This is a genomic window from Stenotrophomonas indicatrix (genome assembly GCF_050573115.1).
Classification (GTDB): domain Bacteria; phylum Pseudomonadota; class Gammaproteobacteria; order Xanthomonadales; family Xanthomonadaceae; genus Stenotrophomonas; species Stenotrophomonas lactitubi_A.
Genome location: NZ_JBNYZT010000001.1, coordinates 204338 through 225682, shown reverse-complemented (window position 1 = coordinate 225682; position 21345 = coordinate 204338). Strand labels below are relative to the sequence as shown.

General features: G+C 65.2%; 15 protein-coding genes. 10 read left to right on the top strand and 5 right to left on the bottom strand.

The window, feature by feature from the left end; genetic code table 11:
• Positions 1-127: 127 nt before the first annotated feature.
• The 9 genes from ACQ5SA_RS00980 to ACQ5SA_RS00940 all read left to right on the top strand — a co-directional run bounded on the left by ACQ5SA_RS00980 (position 128) and on the right by ACQ5SA_RS00940 (position 11931).
• Positions 128-619 carry a chemotaxis protein CheW gene (locus ACQ5SA_RS00980; protein WP_099818377.1) on the top strand — a complete coding sequence of 164 codons (492 nt, stop codon included), beginning with the start codon at positions 128-130 and terminating at the stop codon, positions 617-619.
• A 136-nt stretch (positions 620-755) separates the two neighbouring features.
• Positions 756-1139, top strand: a complete 384-nt coding sequence (locus tag ACQ5SA_RS00975; RefSeq protein ID WP_025878966.1) for a hypothetical protein — start codon at positions 756-758, stop codon at positions 1137-1139.
• Positions 1140-1237: 98 nt separating this feature from the next.
• Positions 1238-3607, top strand: coding sequence for a methyl-accepting chemotaxis protein (locus ACQ5SA_RS00970; RefSeq protein ID WP_499312105.1), 2370 nt, complete (start codon positions 1238-1240; stop codon positions 3605-3607).
• 742 nt (positions 3608-4349) lie between these two features.
• Complete coding sequence (locus ACQ5SA_RS00965; protein ID WP_230111158.1) at positions 4350-6614, top strand: methyl-accepting chemotaxis protein; 2265 nt, start codon at positions 4350-4352, stop codon at positions 6612-6614.
• 32 nt (positions 6615-6646) lie between these two features.
• A complete protein-coding gene (locus ACQ5SA_RS00960) occupies positions 6647-7516 on the top strand; it encodes a CheR family methyltransferase (RefSeq protein ID WP_230111156.1) in 870 nt (289 codons plus the stop codon).
• Positions 7513-8109 (top strand): chemoreceptor glutamine deamidase CheD, encoded by a 597-nt coding sequence (gene cheD, locus ACQ5SA_RS00955; protein WP_230111154.1) that lies wholly within the window; start codon positions 7513-7515, stop codon positions 8107-8109. The genes ACQ5SA_RS00960 and cheD overlap by 4 nt, the downstream gene beginning before the upstream one ends.
• Positions 8106-9179, top strand: coding sequence for a protein-glutamate methylesterase/protein-glutamine glutaminase (locus ACQ5SA_RS00950; protein WP_353100508.1), 1074 nt, complete (start codon positions 8106-8108; stop codon positions 9177-9179). Before cheD ends, ACQ5SA_RS00950 begins: the two co-directional genes overlap by 4 nt.
• Before the next feature lie 92 nt (positions 9180-9271).
• Positions 9272-10855, top strand: a complete 1584-nt coding sequence (locus ACQ5SA_RS00945; protein WP_353100510.1) for a hypothetical protein — start codon at positions 9272-9274, stop codon at positions 10853-10855.
• 89 nt (positions 10856-10944) lie between these two features.
• A complete protein-coding gene (locus ACQ5SA_RS00940) occupies positions 10945-11931 on the top strand; it encodes a hypothetical protein (RefSeq protein WP_353100512.1) in 987 nt (328 codons plus the stop codon).
• Between the two features lie 247 nt (positions 11932-12178).
• On the opposite strand, the gene ACQ5SA_RS00935 is transcribed toward ACQ5SA_RS00940, so the two are convergent.
• The 5 genes from ACQ5SA_RS00935 to ACQ5SA_RS00915 all read right to left on the bottom strand — a co-directional run bounded on the left by ACQ5SA_RS00935 (position 12179) and on the right by ACQ5SA_RS00915 (position 18260).
• Positions 12179-12850, bottom strand: coding sequence for an energy transducer TonB (locus tag ACQ5SA_RS00935; RefSeq protein ID WP_353100513.1), 672 nt, complete (start codon positions 12848-12850; stop codon positions 12179-12181).
• 259 nt (positions 12851-13109) lie between these two features.
• The gene (locus ACQ5SA_RS00930; RefSeq protein WP_353100515.1) at positions 13110-14705 is read right to left on the bottom strand and encodes a WG repeat-containing protein; all 1596 of its coding nucleotides are present in this window, start codon (positions 14703-14705) and stop codon (positions 13110-13112) included.
• Positions 14706-14994: 289 nt separating this feature from the next.
• Positions 14995-17586, bottom strand: a complete 2592-nt coding sequence (gene acnB, locus ACQ5SA_RS00925) for a bifunctional aconitate hydratase 2/2-methylisocitrate dehydratase (RefSeq protein WP_089240967.1) — start codon at positions 17584-17586, stop codon at positions 14995-14997.
• Positions 17587-17627: 41 nt separating this feature from the next.
• Complete coding sequence (locus tag ACQ5SA_RS00920; RefSeq protein WP_353100518.1) at positions 17628-18029, bottom strand: type II toxin-antitoxin system VapC family toxin; 402 nt, start codon at positions 18027-18029, stop codon at positions 17628-17630.
• A gap of 6 nt (positions 18030-18035) precedes the next feature.
• Entirely contained in the window at positions 18036-18260 is a 225-nt protein-coding gene (locus ACQ5SA_RS00915) for an AbrB/MazE/SpoVT family DNA-binding domain-containing protein (protein ID WP_025878955.1), read from the bottom strand.
• A gap of 300 nt (positions 18261-18560) precedes the next feature.
• Here ACQ5SA_RS00915 and acnA point away from each other — a divergent pair, with 300 nt between their 5' ends.
• Positions 18561-21314, top strand: coding sequence for an aconitate hydratase AcnA (gene acnA, locus ACQ5SA_RS00910; protein ID WP_499312099.1), 2754 nt, complete (start codon positions 18561-18563; stop codon positions 21312-21314).
• Positions 21315-21345 lie beyond the last annotated feature (31 nt).

The following is a 21345-nucleotide window of genomic DNA, read 5'->3' as shown; positions in this document are numbered from 1 at the left end:
CCCCGAAGCCGCGTGGATACCGGCCCCAGTAGATCCACGCCATGCGTGGATGGATGCCTAAAGTCCCCCACTACGGGGCCGATATCGAGCCTGACACCGGCACTTCCGGCAGAACCAGGACCCCTCGATGAACGACAAGAACAGCTCCGCCGCCGGCGCCGATGGCGAATTCCTCAGCTTCACCCTCGGTGCCGAGCACTACGGCGTGGACATCCTCAAGGTGCAGGAAATCCGCGGCTACGACGCCGTCACCCGCGTCCCCGACGCGCCGGACTACATCAAGGGTGTCATCAACCTGCGCGGCACCATCGTGCCGGTGATCGACCTGCGCCTGAAGCTGCGCCTGGAAGATGCCCGCTACGACGCCTTCACCGTGATGATCGTGCTCAACGTGGAAGACCGCGTTGTCGGCATCGTGGTCGACAGCGTCTCCGACGTGATCCCGCTGTCGGCCGAACAGATCCGCCCGACCCCGGAATTCGGCGCCGCCGTCGACACCCGCTTCATCTCCGGCATCGGCACCCACGATGACCGCATGCTGATCCTGCTCGATATCGAAACCCTGCTGGACAGCGCCGACATGGGCCAGACCCACGTCGTCGAAGACGCCGCCGCCTGAACAAACGGACCTTCTTCACGTTTCTGTTACGCAGCCCTTCAGTTCCCCCCATCCACGCCGATAGGGGGACAGAAGCCGGTCGCGCAGGAGCGCGCAGGACCGGATCCACCATCACCATCCCCGGAGAATCACCCCGATGAAGTCCCTGCTTGCGTTCGTTTCGGCTGCCGTCCTGGCCACCACCGCGTCCTCCGCCTTCGCGCAGTCGGCCGAGATGATTCCGCCGGAGATGGCGCCGCGCGCCGTCGGCAAGGACGGCATGGTCTGCGGCAAGGTCGAAAAGGCCCGCTTCGCAGAAGGTTCCGAAGGCCAGCCGACCTTCCTGTACATGGGCGGCGCCTTCCCGCGCCACACCTTCTCTGCCCGTATCGCAGGCGAGAACCGCGGCAAGTTCTCCTTCCCGCTGGAAACCCTGGAAGGCAAGACCGTGTGCGTGATCGGCAAGATCCAGCGCGATGCGTCGCGTGCGGAAATCGAAGTCAGCTCGCCGTCCAGCCTGAAGCTGGCCAACATCAAGTAATCCGCTGTCCGTCAGACCGCGCCGGCCAGCGTGCCGGCGTGGCTGTTGCAACCGGGCCCAGCGCCCGGCCGCGTCTGCCTTAGGAGATCGCAACGCCCATGCCGTGGATCAACAACCTGAAACTGATGCCGAAGCTCATGCTGACCTTCGGTGTCCTCTTGCTGGTGATGCTGCTGCAGGGCATCGTCGCCTACCGTGGTCTGCATTCGCTGAACAACGTGACCACCGAGCTTGCCGGTTCACGCATGGAGAGCATCCGCATGGCCGGCGAGATGCGCGGCATGCTCGGCGAGTACCGCAACAGCGCCTACCAGCAGCTGATCCGCGCCAGCGACGACGTCAAGGCTGACGCCCGCAAGCAGGCCGCCGAACTGCGCACCAGCATGGACACGTCGATCAAGGACTATCCGAAGCTGGTCGACAACGCCCAGCAGAAGAAGCTGTTCGACACCTTCGCCAAGGATTGGAAGGACGCGCTGGCCTCCTATGACAGCGTCACCGAAATGCTGGAGCTGGACCTGCCCGACGATGCGATCGACACCTTCGTCGGCGAGACCCGCACCAAGCACCGCAAGGCTGGCGCCGCGCTGGAAGCGCTGATCGCCGAAGACAACCGCCTCGCCCGCGCCTCGCGCGACGAAGCCGCCTCCACCTACTCCGCCTCGGCCGTGCTGACCGTGATCGCCCTGCTCGGCGGCGCCGCACTCGGCCTGGTGCTGGTGTGGCTGTTCGCCCGCGCCCTGGTCGGCAGCGTGCGTGGCGCCGTCTCGGTGGCCAACGACGTCGCCGGTGGCAAGCTCGATGGTCACATCGACGTCAGCCGCCAGGACGAAGTGGGCGAGCTGATGCAAGCCATGCAGCGCATGCAGCGCGACCTGCGCGAGCGCACCGAAACCGACCAGGCCATCGCCCGCGAGAACCTGCGCATCCGCACCGCGCTGGATTACAGCTCGACCGGCGTCTACCTGACCGACCCCAGCAACACCATCGTTTACAGCAACCGCGCCCTGCAGCAGACCCTCGCCCAGTACCAGGACGAGCTGCGCCGCGACCTGCCGGACTTCGACGTCCACGCCTCGCTGGTCGGCAAACCGGTCACCGTGCTCGAGCACCGTGGCGAGATGGACAACACCCTGCTGGCCAATCTCAAGCAGCATGGCGTTGCCCGCCGCCCGATGCAGTACGGCGACGCACAGTTCGCCCAGGTGGTGTCGACCATCCGCAACGAAGACGGCGACACCGTCGGCTACGTGGTGGAATGGCGCGACCGCACCCAGGAAGCGCAGGTCGAGGCAGAAGTGGCACGGGTGATCGCCCAGGCTGCTGCCGGCGACCTGTCCGGTCGCATCGATGCCAACGACAAGGAAGGCTTCTTCCTGCAGCTGGCCCAGCAGATCAACGGCCTGCTGGACGCCAACTCGGGCAGCATCGAACAGATTTCCGGCCTGCTCGCCGCACTGTCGCAGGGTGACCTGACCGTGCGCATGCATGGCGACTACCAGGGCGTGTTCGCCCGCATGCGTGACGACGCCAACGCCACCGCCGCACAGCTGAGCGAGATCGTCACCCGCATCAAGCAGTCCAGCCGTGCGATCAGCTCGGCCGCGGGTGAAATCGCGTCCGGCAACAGCGACCTGTCACGCCGTACCGAGCAGCAGGCTGCAAACCTGGAAGAAACCGCTGCCTCGATGGAGGAACTGACCTCCACCGTGCGCCAGAACGCCGAACACGCCCGCCAGGCCAACCAGCTCGCCATCGGCGCGCACGGTGTGGCCTCGCAGGGTGGCGAAGTGGTCGGCCAGGTGGTCACCACCATGTCGGCCATCCAGGCCTCGTCGAAGAAGATCGCAGAAATCATCTCGGTCATCGACGGCATCGCCTTCCAGACCAACATCCTGGCGCTGAATGCCGCAGTGGAAGCCGCCCGTGCCGGCGAACAGGGCCGCGGTTTCGCCGTGGTCGCCAGCGAAGTGCGCACCCTCGCCCAGCGCTCGGCCGCAGCGGCCAAGGAAATCAAGGGCCTGATCGACGACTCGGTCGGCAAGGTCAATGATGGCTCGGCGCTGGTGCACAAGGCTGGCGCCACCATGGGCGAGATCGTCGCCTCGGTGCAGCGCGTGACCGACATCATGTCCGAGATCTCCGCTGCCTCGCAGGAGCAGAGCGCCGGCATCGAGCAGGTCAACCAGACCGTGGTGCAGATGGACGAAACCACCCAGCAGAACGCCGCGCTGGTGGAAGAAGCCACCGCCGCCGCACGTGCGATGGAAGAACAGGCGGGCCATCTGAGCGAAGCGGTATCGATCTTCGTGGTCGACGAAGCCGAAGTCGTGGTCGCCGCCCGCACGCCGGCACCGCGTGCTGCTGCACCGGCAGCACCAGCGCCGATGGCACCGCCGGCCCGGCGCGTCAGCGGCGGTCGCCCGGCAGTGACCGAACTGGCCGACGGAGACTGGCAGGAATTCTGATTCCTGCCCGACCTGACGTACGAAGACGCCTTGGCCCTGCGCCGGGGCGTTTTCGTTTACGGAGTATCTGATTATCCAGCCAACGGCGAAGCCCCTCGGGGTGGTCGTGGAGAGCGGCGGATTTCCTTCGCTTGGGCCGGGAGGGTGGGTCGCGCAGGGGACGCCGTGAACCCATCCCTGGGGGCTTGGCCGCGGCATCCATGCCGCGGACACCCCTGCGCAACCCACCCTCCCGGCCACGGACACTTTCCGTGCGCGTCCACCCCGGATTGAAGAAAGAAAAGCAAAGAGCAAAGCCACAGCTGCAGCGCTTCCGGGGTCAGATCCGTTTTCCGCAGGAAAACGGATCTGACCCCTCTTTCCACCCGATGACAACAACGCTCTTGCCGTCCGAGCTAGTGAAACCCGAAGGGATGGGTCGGGGCGGTCAGGCGGGACCGTTGGCGCCATGGATGGCGCCATCGAGCCCCCATGGATGGGTTTACGGCGTGTCCCGCCTGGCCGCCCCGACCCATACCAGCACGTATCAACACAGAGTCATGAGCGCTGTTGCTGTTGCTGTTGCTGTTGCTGTTGCTTCAAAGCCTGCCGCAGGCAGCGCCGCAGCCGCCGCTGCAAGGAAACCTGAATACGTTCGAACAGCCCGCCTCAATCCCCCGCCCCCGCGGCCGATAACGGTCATGACACCGCTGCTCCCGCTAAGCATCGGCGCCCCCACCCACCACGACCCGGGTCCTGCTCGATGAATCTCCTGCATCGCTGGCAACACTACTTCAGCAATCTCTCCGTCCGACGCAAGCTCAATCTGCTCACGCTGCTGATCGCGCTGGGCGTGATCGCGCTCTCGGTGATCGCTGCCCGCATGCAGTACCTGGACCTGACCGATACCCGCAAGTCTTCGCTGAAGACCCAGGTCGAGCTGAGCTACGGCATCCTCGACCACTACCATCGCCTCGCCGGAACCGGCGAGCTCAGCGAAGAAGCCGCAAAAGCCGCAGCGCTGCAGGCGCTGGAAGTCATGCGCGCGCACAACGATACCTATTACTACAACATCTACGACACCGGCTATCACGTGCTCATGCACCCGTTCCGCAAGGATCTGGTGGGCAAGGACATGAAGGATTTCCGTACCGCCGATGGCATCCGCATCTACTACGACCAGATCGAAGCGGCCAAGGCCGGCGGCGGTTTCGTCGCCTACCGCTGGGCCAAGCCCGGCGAAAAGGGCGAGGTGGAAAAGGTGGCCTACGCCGGCCTGTTCAAGCCCTGGAACTGGGTGGTCAGCAGCGGCGTCTACATGGATGACGTGCAGCAGCAGGCACTGGTCTTCACCGCCATCATGGCCCTGGCCGGCGGCGTGCTGGTGCTGATCGTGCTGGCCCTGAGCTGGGTCATCGGCAACCGCATCGCGCGGCCGCTGAAGCAGGCCACCGCCGTGGCCGAAGGCATCGCCGGTGGCAAGCTGGACAGCCATATCGGTCCCCAACCGCATGACGAAACCGGTCGCCTGCTCGACGCCATGTCGCGCATGCAGCAGCAGCTGCACGCGGTCATCAGCGGCCAGCGCGAGATGGCACGCCGTCACGATGGCGGCGAGCTCAGCTACCGTATCGACGCCAGCGCCTTCCCCGGCGAATACGGGCTGATGGTGCAGGAAACCAACGCCCTGGTCGGTGGCCACGTGCAGACCCTGCACGATGTACTTAACGTGGTGCAGCAGTACGCCGTCGGCGACCTCAGCGGCGACATCGCCCGCTACCCGGGCGAGAAGGCGGCGATGACCACGACCGTCGACACGGTCAAGGCCAACCTCGGCCGCATCAATGCCGAGATCAAGCAGCTGGCCAGTGCCGCAGCCGCGGGCGACTTCAGCCAGCGTGGCGATGCCCAGCGCTTCGATCACGATTTCCGCACGATGCTGGAAAACCTCAACGCCATGATGGCGGTCAGTGATGACAACCTCGGCAAGCTCTCGCAGCTGCTGTCGTCCATCGCCGACGGCGACCTGACCGCGCGCATGCACGGTGACTATCAGGGTGTGTTCGCGCGCATGCGTGACGATGCCAACGCCACGGTCAGCCAGCTGACCCAGATCGTCGGCCAGATCCAGCTCAGTGCTTCCAGCATCACCCTGTCGGCCGGCGAAATCGCCTCGGGCAACAGCGACCTGTCGCGTCGCACCGAACAGCAGGCGGCCAATCTGGAAGAAACCGCCGCCTCGATGGAGGAACTGACCTCCACCGTGCGCCAGAATGCCGAACACGCGCGCCAAGCCAACCAGCTCGCCATCGGCGCGCATGGCGTGGCCTCGCAGGGTGGCAGCGTCGTTGGCCAGGTGGTCACCACCATGTCGGCCATCGAAGCGTCCTCGAAGAAGATCGCCGAGATCATCTCGGTCATCGACGGCATCGCCTTCCAGACCAACATCCTGGCGCTGAATGCCGCGGTCGAGGCTGCCCGTGCCGGCGAACAGGGCCGTGGCTTCGCCGTGGTCGCCAGCGAAGTGCGTACCCTCGCCCAGCGCTCGGCCGCCGCCGCCAAGGAGATCAAGGGCCTGATCGACGAATCGGTCGGCAAGGTCGCCGAAGGCTCCAGCCTGGTCCACCAGGCCGGCAGCACCATGGGCGAGATCGTCGCCTCGGTGCAGCGCGTGACCGACATCATGGCCGAGATCTCCGCCGCCTCGCAGGAACAGTCGGCCGGCATCGAGCAGGTCAACCAGACCGTAGTGCAGATGGACGAAACCACCCAGCAGAACGCCGCGCTGGTCGAAGAAGCCACCGCTGCTGCACGGGCGATGGAGGAACAGGCCGCGCAACTGGCCGACGCCGTGGCGATCTTCCGCCTCGACAACCAGGTTGCCGTCGCAGTGAAGGCGGTGACCGCCAAGGTCGCGCCGAAGGCCGCCAGCCCTGCGCCTTCGCGGCCGTTGTCGACGCCTGCACCGATCCGCCGTACCCACTCCAGCACCGTCGTCTCCAACGACGGCGACTGGCAGGAATTCTGATCCTCGCGGCGGCTGCGGCCGCCGCCCCGCCGATGGACACGTCACCCGTGCAGAGCCCTACCCCCATCGTCAGCGGTACGCGCGAATTCGAGTTCGCCGACCGTGATTTCCGCCGCGTCTGCGACCTGATCTACCAGCGCGTGGGCATCGCCCTCGCCCCGGCCAAGCGCGACATGGTGTACGGACGCCTGTCGCGCCGCCTGCGCACGCTGGGCATGCGCAGCTTCCAGCAGTACCTGGACCATCTGGAACAAGGCGATGGTGACGAGTGGCAGGCATTCACCAATGCGCTGACCACCAATCTCACCGCGTTCTTCCGCGAGCCGCACCATTTCGACAAGCTGCGCGAGGAACTGCAGCAGCGCAACACCCGCGGTCCGCTGCTGCTGTGGTCGTGCGCCGCCTCCACCGGCGAGGAGCCCTACTCGATGGCGATCACCGCCTGCGAAGCGTTCGGCACCCTCAAGCCGCCGGTGCGCATCGTCGCCACCGACGTCGATACCCAGGTGCTGGCCACCGCCGGGCGCGGTGTCTACAACATCGACCGTGTCGCCGGCCTCGATCCGGACCTGCGCCGCCGCTACTTCCAGCGCGGCAGTGGTCCCAACGAAGGCCAGTGCCGCGTGCTGCCGGCGCTGCGCGAGCTGATCGAGTTCCGCCCATTGAACCTGCTGGCGCCGCGCTACGACGTCGGCGGCCCATTCGATGCGCTGTTCTGCCGCAACGTGATGATCTACTTCGACAAGCCGACCCAGCGCGCGATTCTTGGCCGCCTGGTCAACCATCTGGCCGACGACGGTCTGCTCTACACCGGCCACTCGGAGAACTACCTGCACGCCGCCGATCTGATCCAACCCTGCGGCCGCACCCTGTACCGTCGCGCACAGGGAGCCGGCGCATGAATGCTGCGCTGCGCACCGACGATGTGATGCGGTACCAGGACGCACGCTTCAAGACCATCGCCGCCAAGCTGCTGCCCACCCAGTACCTGGTAGTGGATGACACCACCGCGCTGACCACCACGCTGGGTTCGTGCGTGGCGGCGTGCCTGCGCGACCCGGTACTGAAGATCGGCGGCATGAACCACTTCCTGCTGCCTGAAGGCAACGCTGGCGACGGCGCACCCGCGCGCTACGGCAGCTATGCAATGGAATTGCTGATCAACGACATGCTCAAGCGTGGCGCCCACCGCAAGCGCATCGAGGCCAAGGTATTCGGTGGCGCCAACGTGCTGAAGGGCTTCACCAGCAATCCGGTAGGCACGCGCAACGCCGAGTTCGTGCGCCAGTACCTGCAGGCCGAGCACATCCCGATCCTCGCCGAAGACCTGTGCGGCATCCATCCGCGCAAGATCTGGTTCTTCGCCGATACCGGTCGCGTGGTTGTGCAGCGCCTGCCGCACGCCCATGAAGCCGAAGTGGCCGCGACCGAATCGGCCGTGCGCGCGCGCCTGTCCAAGGCCCCGGTCACGGGTGGCGTGGAGCTGTTCGAATGACCCTGACCGGCAACGCCCCCTGCCGGGTCCTGATCGTCGACGACTCCGCGGTCGTACGGCAGATGCTTACCGAAATCCTGTCCAGCGATCCGGCCATCGATGTGGTCGGTACTGCCGCCGACCCGCTGCTGGCCCGCGAGAAGATCAAGCGCTTGGCCCCGGACGTAATCACCCTGGACGTGGAAATGCCACGCATGGATGGCCTCGCGTTCCTGGAAAACCTGATGCGGCTGCACCCGCTGCCGGTGGTGATGATCTCCTCGTTGACCGAGCGCGGCGCTGACACCACCCTGCAGGCTTTGGGTCTGGGCGCGGTGGACTTCGTTTCCAAGCCCAAGCTCGATGTGGCCCGCGGCCTGCAGGCCTATGCCGATGAAATCATCGCCAAGGTCAAGATGGCTGCGCGCTCACGGGTGCGCCCGCTGGTGCGCGTGGCCACACCCAAACTCACGCTGGACGCCGCTCCTGCCGTGCGTCCGGCAGCAACGCAGTTCCGCACCACCGATCGTCTGATCGCCATCGGCTCGTCGGCCGGTGGCACCGAAGCACTGCGCGTAGTGCTGGAAGGCATGCCCGCCGACGGTCCCGCGGTGGTGATGACCCAGCACCTGCCCGCCAGTTTCAGCACCGCCTTCGCCGAGCGTCTGGACCGCCATTCGGCCATGGCCGTACGCGAAGCCAGCGATGGCGAAGCAGTGCTGCCCGGCCACGCTTACCTGCCGCCCGGCGGCAAGCACCTGCGGATCATCCGCGACGGTGCGCGCTGGCGCTGCCGTGTCGATGACGGCCCGGCGGTGAACCGGCACAAGCCGGCGGTGGACGTGCTGTTCCGCTCGGTGGCACAGAGCGCTGGCGGCAATGCCATCGGCGCCATCCTCACCGGCATGGGTGACGACGGCGCGCGCGGTCTGCTGGAAATGCGCCAGGCCGGCGCCCCCACGCTGGTGCAGGACGAAGCCACCAGTGTGGTCTGGGGCATGCCCGGTGCGGCCTTCAAGCTCGGCGCGGCTGAGGAACAGGTGCCACTGGAACGCATTGCGGAACGGCTGTTGGCGCTGGCCCGCGGCTGACCGTCCACCGCATCGCACCGCCTCACCCTGTCTTCCAAACGCCGGCCCCGGAAGGGCCGGCATGGCTGTTTTGTTCTTCAAGGAGCTTGACCATGGCCCCGCGCCGTATTCCTACCCGAACCTCGCTACTGGCTACCGTGCTTTTGGCCCCGCTGGTGGCCGCCGCTGACGGGCTGCCGTCATCGCCGCAGGCCACACCGGCCACTGCCCCCGTCACCGATGGTGCCGCACCTTGGACCGAGCGCGTCCAGATCCAGAGCGGTCCGGATACCGGATCGCAGCGTGTCCACGCACCGGATGTAGCACTGCGCATCGTTACCCCCGATGACAGCGAGGCGCTCACCCCGAAGGGGCTGGCACTGCTCTTCAGCGGCAATGAGCCGGACTACTTCCGGCGTAATGCCCTGCCCGGCAGCATCGTCGAGAGCCAGGCCAGCCCCGCCATCACCCTCATGCCGTCGGTGGCCAAGGCACTGGTTGGCGGGTACTTCAGGCACGTCCCCGACGCTGTCCCCAACCAAGCCAGCACCCTGCGCTTCAATGCAGACAGATGGGCCCTGGTGCACCAGGGCAACACGCGGAAGGATCCCCTCTACCGCCTCAATCACTCCAGCACCATCCAGCAGCGCCGTGCCGACGGCACGCTGGCGGAAATCATCAGCTGCAATGACAGCGACAACCGGGCGACTCTGGACGCATGGCAAGCCAATGATTACGCGCGGCTCAAGGCGGCCGCACAGTTGATCACGATGAAATGCATCGAGAAGCTGGTCAAGAGAATCCCCGCGATGTACCCGCGCCCGTTGGCAGGTGAAGACCTTACGGCCTACGCTGACGGCGCCGCGCCGCCGGCACGGGTGCGCGTCTACGCCGCCCTGGGGCGGACCACCACCCTGTACACCGACGCCGCCTGCCGCGAAGACTACCGCGACAGGATCGACGTCAAGTACAACAACGCCGGCGACAAGGGCGTGCTCGGCATCCCCGTCACGGAAACCCTGCGCAGCAAGGAGAACGAGCGGTTCTCCATGCTCAGCTACCAGGAATACGAAGTACCCGGTGGCAAGCCGCTGATCTTCGAGGCACGCTTCGACGCAAGCAGTCGCCTGTACTGCGACGGCAAGCTGTCGGGCCAGTTCGTGGCCAGGCCCGGCCAGGATTACGAAGTGGAATTTGAAGTGGCCGACAAGATCTGTCGGCTGCATATCCGCCAGGTGCATGCCGACGGCAGCATGACACCGCAGCAGTCACGGGCGACCCCCACGATCTGTGAGGGCACCCGCGCGCCGGTCCGCATCGAGCCACGCCAGGACATGCAGGTGCTGCTGTTCAGCCCCGGCCAGCTGCAGATCCAGGATGCCAACCAGAGCAGCGCGCCGAAGCAGCTGAGTGACGATACGGGCAGCAGCGAGGCACTGCAGCAGATGCTGCAGCAGGCCAGCAGCAAGCCCGGCACGCGCCTGTGCGTGGTGGTACCGGCCACGGACTACAGCAGCGTCCTGCACGATGCCGTGCGCCAACGCGTACTGGATGCACCGCAGGTGTTGCCCAGTCTGTGGGAGGAAGCGGCATCAGTGAACCAGCGCCGCAATGCCGCCGCCGATGCTCCGCTCGACATCGCCACTGCGGTCAGCCGCTGCAAGGTGTTCCCGATCAAGGAATTCGCGGCGCACTGAGCTGCTGCCCGCTGGCCCGCCGCTGTCAGCGGGCTTCGACCACCAGGTGCGTCCTGCACCTAGCACCCGTTTTCCCAAGGAGTACCATCGTGGCATTACGCCCAACCTGCCTCACCGTCGCGATCGCGGCCAGCCTGCTGCTGGCCCCCTCGGCCCATGCCATCGACGAAGCGCCCGCACCCACGCCCGCTGCCGCCGCCGTGGCCACGACCGTGGCAGCGCCCGATCCGGCAACGGATGCCGCGCTGGCGCCCGTAGCATCGGACACTGTATCCACGGCTGCTGTATCCGTTGATGAAGCACCGGCAACCGTGGCCGTCGCCGAACCTGCCGCCGAGAATGTTGCAGCGGCTGCGGCGCCCGCCTCGGACCTCAGCAGCCTGCAGCGGGTGAAGGTCACCTCCGGTCTGGGACTTGGGCCCAATGGCAATCGACAGGGTGACTACGTTCTGCGCCTGGTAATGCGCGCCGACACCGCTGCCGTCACCGCGGCCAAGGTCGGTCTGTCTGCTCTGGCGTTCGTCACTGGCGTGGGTGACATCGGCACCAGCAACAGCTTCAGCAAGAACAACGTGCGTGGCGACGACATTCAATCCGTGCCCAGCCCGGCCTTCGGCGCATTACCCGGCATGATCCGCGAGCAGCTGGCACTCTATTTTGCGGCCCATCCCGGCGCCATTCCCAGTGACGAGCGCACCGTGGAAGCCAGCGCCGGTCAGTGGTCGCTGGTGTACCAGAAGCTCAGCGACGCAGAGACCCCGTATGAGCTGCGCCACGATGTAACCATCGGCTTCCCGCTGGTGCGCAAGCTGTTCCGCAGCGCCAGTGGCGGCCAGGGCGTGCACTGCCAGGACGAGGCGCGGGTTGCTCCGCTGCAGGAATGGCAGGCCGACGACTACGCCAAGGCGAAAGCTGCATCGCGTGAGTTCGCCGAAGCCTGCATCGTCCGCTTCGTCGCCGAGCTGCCGCGCCTGTTCCCCGACCACGGTGTGCTGCCGGAAACGGCCGCGGAACCGGAGCTGCCGACAGACACGCCGGCCGTGACCGAGGAATCGGCCGCCGTCACCCAGGCCTGACGGCCCCGGTAGTGCCGGCCGCTGGCCGGCAACGCGTCCGACCCCGCGCATCTGCCGGCCAGCGGCCGGCACTACCAGACATCATTCGCACAACAAAAACCCCTCGGCACTCACCGGGGGTTCTTCGTTTCAACGGGGCATCGGCCAGCAGCCGGCACTACCGCATCGGGCAGCGCCGCTCTTGGCCACGTCCCGGTGCAGCTCGACCTGGAGGAAATTCATGGGGCGTGGCGCTGCAGTATGCGCTTCACGGTTGCTTGAAGCTCACCGGGATCCGGACCTGTCCCGGCACCGGCACGCCATTCTTCCTGGCAGCGGTGTACGTCCATTTTTTCACTGCCACCAGTGCCGCCTCATCCAGCACGGCCCAGCCGCTGCTTGTTTCCACGACGGCATCAGCAAGCGTGCCGTCGGCGGCCACATGGCACACCACGATCGCCTCGCCCTCCAAACCGTCCCGATACGCCTGACCCGGATAGATCGGGGCCTTGCCGTATCGCGAGGACAGGTCCAGCTCCGCCGGCGTGTCCTGCGGCTCGACTGCAGCTTGCTCGGTAGAGGTTATCGCCGGCACCGGCTCGCACGCCACCAGGCAGAATGACACCGGCAACCGCATCACGCCGGCCACCCGTTCGCCGTCACGCACGGCTGCCTGATAGTCCCAGCGTTGGCTCGCCTTGACGTAGGCCGCATCGATGGCCTCCCAGCCGCTGCTCTCGATCACCTTCGTCGACGTCCACTTGCCCCGCGCGTCCACATGCATTTCCAGCAGCAGTGACTTCCTGCCCCGGGGCACCTTCTTGTACACCGCCGCCGGGAACCACGCGGGGTTGTTCGCCATTGAACTGATGCCTACTGTCGGTGGATCTTCGTAGGCGGCTGCAACGGATGCCACGCACAACAGCACGACGCCGGCCATCGATCTCACGGACGCACGGAGTGAACGACGGCGAACGGCGTCGGAGAGGGAAGGCACAGCAACGGGACGCATGAAATGCTCCGGACGGACAGCCCGATAGCAGAACATGGACATGAACACGTGTCACCCATTGGTCAGGCCAGGTGATGCGTGGAAGACGAGGCAGCAAACAAAAAACCCCCGGCTTTCACCGGGGGTTCTTCGTTTCAACGAGGTGCCGGCCAGCGGCCTGTACCACCCTCAGGCAGCGACCATGCAACTATGGACTGGCACTCGGAGATGAACTCGCCAGTATCGAACCGTCGGGCTTGATCAGATGCAGCACCTGACTGGTGCTCAAGGCCTCGAACAGACCGTCGTATCGCGAAAGAATCGAGGCGAATCCCCGTTCAAACCGCATTCTTCCCGTATCTGGGTCAAGAAAGTTGGCCACACGTTCACCGGCACTGCCCCGTTCAAGGACAATGACCACGCCATGCGCAACACTCACGTGATCGAAGCGGGGCGCAAGCCTCCAGCTCCCCTGCTCATCCAGCAGGCCCCAACGACCGTGCAGTGAAAGAGCATAGACCGTCGTGCCATCAGCCAACCGCAATGCTGAGGGACCAAACGCAGTGGAATCGGCCAGAACCTTGCCGCGTAGATCAAGAATGTGGTGCCTCGACCGCTCGAATGCCGCGACCAGATTGGAACCCAATGGTTCTATCCTGCGGTAGCGAGGAGGTATAAGCCAAGCGCCCGAGGCATCCGTGACACCCCACCCTTCATCGGCTTCTGCCAGCAGCAGGTTGTCATTCAAGCCCGTTCCGGTAAGGAAAGGCGCAAGCGCTCGATACTGGGAAGAAGAGATGCTGCCATCTTCCAGCATCATGAAGCGCAGACCGGTCTCTTCCGGAGCTTGATAGCTGATCATCCTGCGGTTCAACGGCCGCAGGCCTGCGCTGTACTCCGCCGAGCGTGGCGCGCCATCCAGATCTGCAATGTACTGGCCAGTTGGCGACCCGATGATCACATAGCCCACGCTTTCAGCGCGCTCGTCATTGCCCAGGCAGTGAGTCTCAGGTATCGGAAATCGCTGTCCCACGCGCATGAATACCTGGCATTCACCGTCTTCCGTCACTGCCGAAAGCAGGTGCTCGCCAGGGCCCAGCTTAAGCCGGCGATATTGACCCATCGGCACCAATTGGAAGCCGTGGGGATCCAGTACCGTGCTGCTCCCGCCCTGCGTGGCGAGCACGAACCCAGATCTGTTGAAGGTCATCTGGTCATGGTCTTGGCGACCTATCTCTGCCAATGATCGGTCGACCAGACCGAAGTGGACGCCATTGCGCGAAGCGATGGCAATTTCCCCATCATCATCAGCACTGAACTCACTGAAGACGGGGCCGGAATTTCCCTTTGCATCAAGGAAGCTCGTCGTGCAACGTTGCTCTTCCTTGTCGCAGAACTCTACAGCCGGAAGTCCGGCCCATGGCCTTGAGCGCAGGAGATCGCCCTGGGCTTTCTCCGCAAATCGACGAACCAAGCGGCCCCGTGCGTTGAAGAAATCTATTCGCCTGAATGCCTCGGGCGGGCCCCGCAGCAGGACCTCAGCCTCGATCAGCCCGTTGCCATGCACCTCGACGCTGTCGTAGTGCCCTTCCATGACGACCCGTCCTGCTGAGTTGATGACTCCCTTGTTCGTGCCTCTTTCGAAGACCGCTGCCCCATGCTCGAACCACCGGATGTGCTCCATTCCAAGATGTCCGGCCAGTTGCCGGCCCGTGCCATCCAGCACCACGCAGCGGCCCAGATGACAGAAGCCATGCCGCGTGGTCCTGTCGAATAGTGGCGACGGCTCGATCGCGTGTGGCATTGCAGACGCTGGCGTCGCTCCCACCGGTTGCGCACTGCACATAAGTACAGAGGCCAGAAGAACGCCCAAGGCTTGTGGGGTGACAGTGCGGCAATGGGTAAGGCTGGAAGTCCGCAGAAGTGAGTGGCGCATCTCAGACAAAGCCAAAAAGGGGGGCATTCACGGTAGGTGCCATGCAACGCCAGAGAAATACAACTTCTACGAAAGTGCCCCTGCACAAAAAAAACCCCCGGCTCTCACCGGGGGTTCTTCGTTTCAACCGGCTGCCGGCCAGCGGCCGGCACTACCCTCAGGCAGCGACCGTGTTGGCCACGTCCTGGTATTCCTCGATCTGGTCGAAGTTCATGTAGCGGTAGATCTCCGCGCCGCTGGCGGCGATCACGCCCACATCGGCCATGTACTCTTCCTTGGTCGGGATGCGGCCCAGACGCGAGCAGATCGCGGCCAGTTCCGCCGAACCCAGGTACACGTTGGTGTTGCGGCCCAGACGGTTCGGGAAGTTGCGGGTCGAGGTCGACATCGCGGTGGAGCCTTCACGGATCTGCGCCTGGTTGCCCATGCACAGCGAGCAGCCCGGCATTTCCATGCGTGCGCCGGTCGCGCCGAAGGTGCCGTACACGCCTTCCTTGGTCAGCTCGGACGCATCCATCTTGGTCGGCGGAGCCACCCACAGGCGGGTCGGCAGGTCGCGCTTGCCTTCCAGCAGCTTCGCAGCGGCACGGAAGTGACCGATGTTGGTCATGCACGAGCCGATGAACACTTCGTCGATCTTGGCACCCGCGACTTCGGACAGGGTCTTCACGTCGTCCGGGTCGTTCGGGCAGGCCACGATCGGCTCGTGGATGTCGGCCAGGTCGATATCGATGACGGCGGCGTACTCGGCGTCGGCATCCGGCTCCAGCAGCTCCGGGTTGGCCAGCCACGCTTCCATCTTCTCGATGCGACGCTGCAGCGAACGCGGATCCTGGTAACCCTCGGCAATCATCCACTTCAGCAGCGTGATGTTGCTGGTCAGGTACTCGATGATCGGTTCCTTGTTCAGGCGCACCGAGCAACCGGCAGCCGAACGCTCGGCCGAGGCATCGGACAGTTCGAATGCCTGTTCGACCTTCAGTTCCGGCAGGCCTTCGATTTCGAGGATGCGGCCGGAGAAGATGTTCTTCTTGCCAGCCTTGGCCACGGTCAGCAGGCCTGACTTGATGGCGTACAGCGGGATCGCGTTGACCAAGTCACGCAGGGTCACGCCCGGCTGCATCTTGCCCTTGAAGCGCACCAGCACCGATTCCGGCATGTCCAGCGGCATGACGCCGGTGGCAGCGGCGAAGGCGACCAGGCCCGAACCGGCCGGGAACGAAATGCCCACCGGGAAACGGGTGTGCGAGTCACCACCGGTGCCGACGGTGTCCGGCAGCAGCATGCGGTTGAGCCAGCTGTGGATCACGCCGTCGCCCGGACGCAGTGAGATGCCGCCACGGGTGGAGATGAATTCCGGCAGGGTGTGGTGGGTCTTGACGTCCACCGGCTTCGGGTAGGCCGCGGTGTGGCAGAACGACTGCATCACCAGGTCGGCCGAGAAGCCCAGGCACGCCAGGTCCTTCAGCTCGTCGCGGGTCATCGGGCCGGTGGTGTCCTGCGAGCCCACCGAGGTCATCTTCGGTTCGCAGTAGGTGCCCGGGCGCATGCCCTGCCCTTCGGCCAGGCCACAGGCGCGGCCGACCATCTTCTGTGCCAGCGAGAAGCCCTTGCCGGTATCGGCCGGCTGCACCGGCAGGCGGAACAGGTCGGTCGGGGCCAGGCCCAGTGCTTCACGCGCCTTGCCGGTCAGGCCACGGCCGATGATCAGCGGAATGCGGCCACCGGCACGCACTTCGTCGAACAGCACTTCGGACTTCACCTGGAACTCGGCGATCACTTCGCCGTTCTTCAGCGCCTTGCCGTCGTACGGACGCAGCTCGACGACATCGCCGTGCTCCATCTTCGACACGTCCAGCTCGATCGGCAGCGCGCCGGCATCTTCCATGGTGTTGTAGAAGATCGGTGCGATCTTCGAACCCAGGCAGACGCCACCGGCGCGCTTGTTCGGGATGTACGGAATGTCATCGCCGGTCCACCACAGAACACTGTTGGTGGCCGACTTGCGCGAGGAACCGGTGCCAACCACGTCGCCGACATAGGCCACCAGGTGGCCCTTGTCCTTCAGCGACAGGATCTGCTGGATCGGGCCGCGCTTGCCGTCTTCTTCCGGGGTGAACGCTGCGTCGTCACGCTTGTTCTTCAGCATCGCCAGGGCGTGCATCGGAATGTCCGGGCGGGTGGTCGCGTCCGGTGCCGGCGACAGGTCGTCGGTGTTGGTCTCGCCCGGCACCTTGAACACGGTGACGGTCAGGCTCTGCGGCACTTCCGGGTTGCTGGTGAACCACTCGGCATCGGCCCAGCTCTGCATTACGGACTGGGCGTTGGCGTTGCCGGCCTTGGCCTTTTCCTGCACGTCGTGGAAGGCGTCGAACACCAGCAGGGTCTTCTTCAGCGCGTCGGCAGCGATGGCGCCGACGCTGGCGTCGTCCAGCAGCTGGACCAGCGGTGCGACGTTGTAACCGCCCAGCATGGTGCCCAGCAGTTCGGTGGCGCGCTCGCGGCTGATCAGCGGGTTCTGCTCGCTGCCCAGTGCGATCGCGGCCAGGTACGAGGCCTTGACCTTGGCTGCGTCATCGACGCCGGCCGGCACACGGTGGGTCAGCAGGTCGAGCAGGAACTCGGCCTCGCCCTGCGGCGGGTTCTTCAGCAGTTCGATGACATCGGCCGTCTGCTGCGCGGTCAGCGGCAGGGGCGGGATGCCAAGCGCAGCGCGCTCGGCGACGTGGTGGCGGTAGGCTTCCAACATGACAACTCCCGGGTAATGCGTGAGGTGAATAAAAAGTGGGCTCAGGCTTGCGGCACGATCAGCTTCAGGCCCTTGAAGTAGTCGCGATAAAACGTGTCGTTCCAGGTGATCAGGCCATCGCACTGCAACAGGGCGTGCGCACCGATCATGAATTCGTCCAGGCCACGGCGCTGGCTGTTGCCGCGCTGGCGGTGGCGGCGGTGCATTTCACCTGCGCGCAGTGCCGATTTGGCTTCCAGCGCGTTGAAGTGCACGCCCATTTCTTCCAGCGCTTCCAGTACCTCGGCACCGCCGCGCAGGGCAGCGCAGATCTCGGCCAGGGTGGCGCCGCAGACCACCACGCGGCCGCCGACCAGGCTCTGCCGCAGGCAGGCTTCCACCGCATCGGCCTGCGGGCCGTTGCTGAGCAGTTCGACCAGCACCGGTGAATCAACGGCGATCATCACCGCTTACTCCTCGTCGCGCAGATCGCGCACGGCCGCGTCGGCCGATTCGAAACCGTCCAGCGAGAACTTGCCGCGGGCGCGGGAGATCGCATCGTCCACGCTCTTGCGCAGGATGATCCGGCTGCCTTCCAGCTCCACCTTCAGCAAGGTGCCCTTGGTCAGGCCGAGGGCATCACGCACCGCCTTGGGCAGGGTGATCTGACCGCGTTCTGCAACAGTGGCTTCCATCGGTAGGCCCTCCAGAGTATGCACAAATTATACATACTTCCCCTGGCATACTTCCACCCTGAACAGGACCGGGCACTCGTCAGCCCTTGCCTCGCAAAGGATCGGCCACAAACGTGACATACGCCATACACCTTCATCTGTAGTCTTGAACCGATGCCGCAGGCCGGACCTGGCCCAGGTGAATCCATTCAGCTACGGGTTCATACTGGGACGACCGGGGCCGCAAGGCCCGCGGCGACCGCAAGCAGGCCCGTCCACGTACGGGCCACTGCAAGCCATCCGCAAGAGGAGTCATCCCGCATGAGCGATTCGTTCTCCACCCGCAGCCAGCTGGACGTCGGCGGCAAGACCTACGACTACTTCAGCCTGCCCACGCTGGGCCAGCGCTTCGACATCTCCCACCTGCCCTACTCGATGAAGATCCTGCTGGAGAATCTGCTCCGGCACGAGGATGGCGGCGTCACCGTCGGCAAGGATCACATCGAAGCCGTCGCCCGCTGGCAGCCCAGCGCAGAGCCGGACACTGAAATCGCCTTCATGCCCGCACGCGTGGTGCTGCAGGATTTCACCGGTGTACCCTGCGTGGTCGACCTGGCCGCGATGCGCGATGCGGTAGTCAAGCTGGGCGGTCGCCCCGAACAGATCAATCCACTGATCCCCTCTGAATTGGTCATCGACCACTCGGTGCAGGTGGACGTATTCGGCAAGCCCGACGCACTGGACCTCAACGGCAAGATCGAGTTCCAGCGCAACCAGGAACGCTACGGCTTCCTGCGCTGGGGCCAGAAGGCCTTCGACAACTTCAAGGTGGTGCCGCCCAACACCGGCATCGTCCACCAGGTCAACCTGGAAAACCTGGCCCGCGTGGTGATGACCGCGGACAAGGACGGCAAGGCCATCGCCTACCCCGACACCGTGTTCGGCACCGACAGCCACACCACGATGATCAACGGCATCGGCGTGCTCGGCTGGGGCGTGGGCGGCATCGAGGCCGAGGCCGCCATGCTCGGCCAGCCCTCGTCGATGCTGATTCCGCAGGTGGTCGGCTTCAAGCTGACCGGCAGGCTGCCCGAAGGCGCCACCGCCACCGACCTGGTGCTGACCGTCACCCAGATGCTGCGCAAGCTCGGCGTGGTCGGCAAGTTCGTCGAGTTCTATGGCGACGGCCTGCAGCACCTGCCGCTGGCCGACCGCGCCACCATCGGCAACATGGCTCCGGAATACGGCGCCACCTGCGGCATCTTCCCGATCGACAATGAATCACTGACCTACCTGCGCCTGTCCGGCCGCAGCGAAGAACAGATCGCTTTGGTCGAAGCCTATGCCAAGGCGCAGGGCCTGTGGCACGACGCCAACAGCCCGCATGCGCAGTACAGCACCACGCTGGAACTGGACATGGGTACGGTGAAGCCCTCGCTGGCCGGCCCCAAGCGCCCGCAGGACCGCGTGCTGCTGGAAGACGTGCAGAAGAACTACCGCGACGCGCTGGTCGGCATGACCGCCAACCGTGACAAGCGCAGCGACGATGTGTCCACCTTCGTCAATGAAGGCGGCGGGGCCGCAGTGGGCAACGAGCAGTTGGCCAAGGGCTACGCCGACATCGAGATGGACGGCAGGAAGGTGCGGCTGAAGGATGGCGCGGTGGTCATCGCCGCCATCACCTCGTGTACCAACACCTCCAACCCGGCGGTGATGATCGGCGCCGGCCTGCTCGCCCGCAACGCGGCCGCCAAGGGCCTGGACCGCAAGCCATGGGTCAAGACCTCGCTCGGCCCAGGTTCGCGCGTGGTCACCGACTATCTTGAAAAGGCCGGCGTTCTCACCGAGCTGGAAAAGATCGGCTTCTATGTGGTCGGCTATGGCTGCACCACCTGCATCGGCAACTCCGGCCCGCTGCCGACCGAAGTCAGCGCTGGCATCGCCAGTGGCGACCTGGTGGTGACGTCGGTGCTGTCGGGCAACCGCAACTTCGAGGGCCGCGTGCACCCCGAAGTGAAGATGAACTACCTGGCCAGCCCGCCGCTGGTGGTGGCCTACGCGATCGCCGGCACCACCGACATCGACCTGACCACCGAACCGCTGGGTACCGGCAGCGATGGCCAGCCGGTGTATCTGCGCGACATCTGGCCGAGCAACAAGGAAATCGGCGATGTCATCGCTGCTACCGTCGGCCCGGAAATGTTCAAGCAGAACTACGCCGACGTGTTCAAGGGCGATACCCGCTGGAACACCATCGCCTCGCCGGACGGTGACCTGTACGCGTGGAGCGATGCGTCCACCTACATCAAGAACCCGCCGTACTTCGATGGCATGACCATGCAGGTCGGGACCATCGACGACGTGCACGGCGCGCGCGTGATGGGCCTGTTCGGCGATTCGATCACCACCGACCACATCTCCCCGGCCGGCAACATCAAGAAGGATTCGCCGGCGGGCCGCTTCCTGCAGGAACGCGGCGTGCAGCCGGCCGACTTCAACAGCTACGGCAGCCGCCGCGGCAACGATGACGTGATGGTCCGTGGCACCTTCGCCAACATCCGCATCAAGAACCTGATGTTCGGTGGTGAAGAAGGCGGCAACACCCTGTACTACCCGGCCAACGGCGGCCAGCCGGAAAAGCTGGCGATCTACGATGCGGCGATGAAGTACAAGGCCGACAACGTGCCGCTGGTGGTGCTGGCCGGCAAGGAATACGGCACCGGCTCCTCACGCGACTGGGCCGCCAAGGGCACCCTGCTGCTGGGGGTGAAGGCGGTCGTTGCCGAGAGCTTCGAACGCATCCACCGCTCCAACCTGGTCGGCATGGGCGTGCTGCCGCTGCAGTTCCGCAACGGCGAAAACGCGCAGTCGCTGGGCCTGGATGGCTCGGAAGTGCTTGATGTCACCGGTCTGCAGGATGGTGCCAGCAAGCGCGCCACGGTCACCGCGACCAAGGCCGACGGCACGAAGAAGACCTTCGAAGTCTCGGTGATGCTGCTGACCCCGAAGGAAGTGGAGTACTTCCGCCACGGCGGCCTGCTGCAGTACGTGCTGCGTCAGCTGGCTGCGCGTTGATCGATCGCACTGCATAGGCCGCGACAGAACG

Excerpts from the sequence above, each read along its gene's own strand:
- ACQ5SA_RS00980 (WP_099818377.1), top strand. The coding sequence starts at position 128 with ATGAACGACAAGAACAGCTCCGCCGCCGGCGCCGATGGCGAATTCCTC.
- ACQ5SA_RS00935 (WP_353100513.1), bottom strand. The coding sequence starts at position 12,850 with ATGGCCGGCGTCGTGCTGTTGTGCGTGGCATCCGTTGCAGCCGCCTAC.
- ACQ5SA_RS00945 (WP_353100510.1), top strand. The coding sequence starts at position 9,272 with ATGGCCCCGCGCCGTATTCCTACCCGAACCTCGCTACTGGCTACCGTG.
- ACQ5SA_RS00965 (WP_230111158.1), top strand. The coding sequence starts at position 4,350 with ATGAATCTCCTGCATCGCTGGCAACACTACTTCAGCAATCTCTCCGTC.
- acnA (WP_499312099.1), top strand. The coding sequence starts at position 18,561 with ATGAGCGATTCGTTCTCCACCCGCAGCCAGCTGGACGTCGGCGGCAAG.
- ACQ5SA_RS00950 (WP_353100508.1), top strand. The coding sequence starts at position 8,106 with ATGACCCTGACCGGCAACGCCCCCTGCCGGGTCCTGATCGTCGACGAC.
- ACQ5SA_RS00920 (WP_353100518.1), bottom strand. The coding sequence starts at position 18,029 with ATGATCGCCGTTGATTCACCGGTGCTGGTCGAACTGCTCAGCAACGGC.
- acnB (WP_089240967.1), bottom strand. The coding sequence starts at position 17,586 with ATGTTGGAAGCCTACCGCCACCACGTCGCCGAGCGCGCTGCGCTTGGC.
- ACQ5SA_RS00970 (WP_499312105.1), top strand. The coding sequence starts at position 1,238 with ATGCCGTGGATCAACAACCTGAAACTGATGCCGAAGCTCATGCTGACC.
- ACQ5SA_RS00975 (WP_025878966.1), top strand. The coding sequence starts at position 756 with ATGAAGTCCCTGCTTGCGTTCGTTTCGGCTGCCGTCCTGGCCACCACC.
- cheD (WP_230111154.1), top strand. The coding sequence starts at position 7,513 with ATGAATGCTGCGCTGCGCACCGACGATGTGATGCGGTACCAGGACGCA.
- ACQ5SA_RS00915 (WP_025878955.1), bottom strand. The coding sequence starts at position 18,260 with ATGGAAGCCACTGTTGCAGAACGCGGTCAGATCACCCTGCCCAAGGCG.
- ACQ5SA_RS00960 (WP_230111156.1), top strand. The coding sequence starts at position 6,647 with ATGGACACGTCACCCGTGCAGAGCCCTACCCCCATCGTCAGCGGTACG.
- ACQ5SA_RS00930 (WP_353100515.1), bottom strand. The coding sequence starts at position 14,705 with ATGCCACACGCGATCGAGCCGTCGCCACTATTCGACAGGACCACGCGG.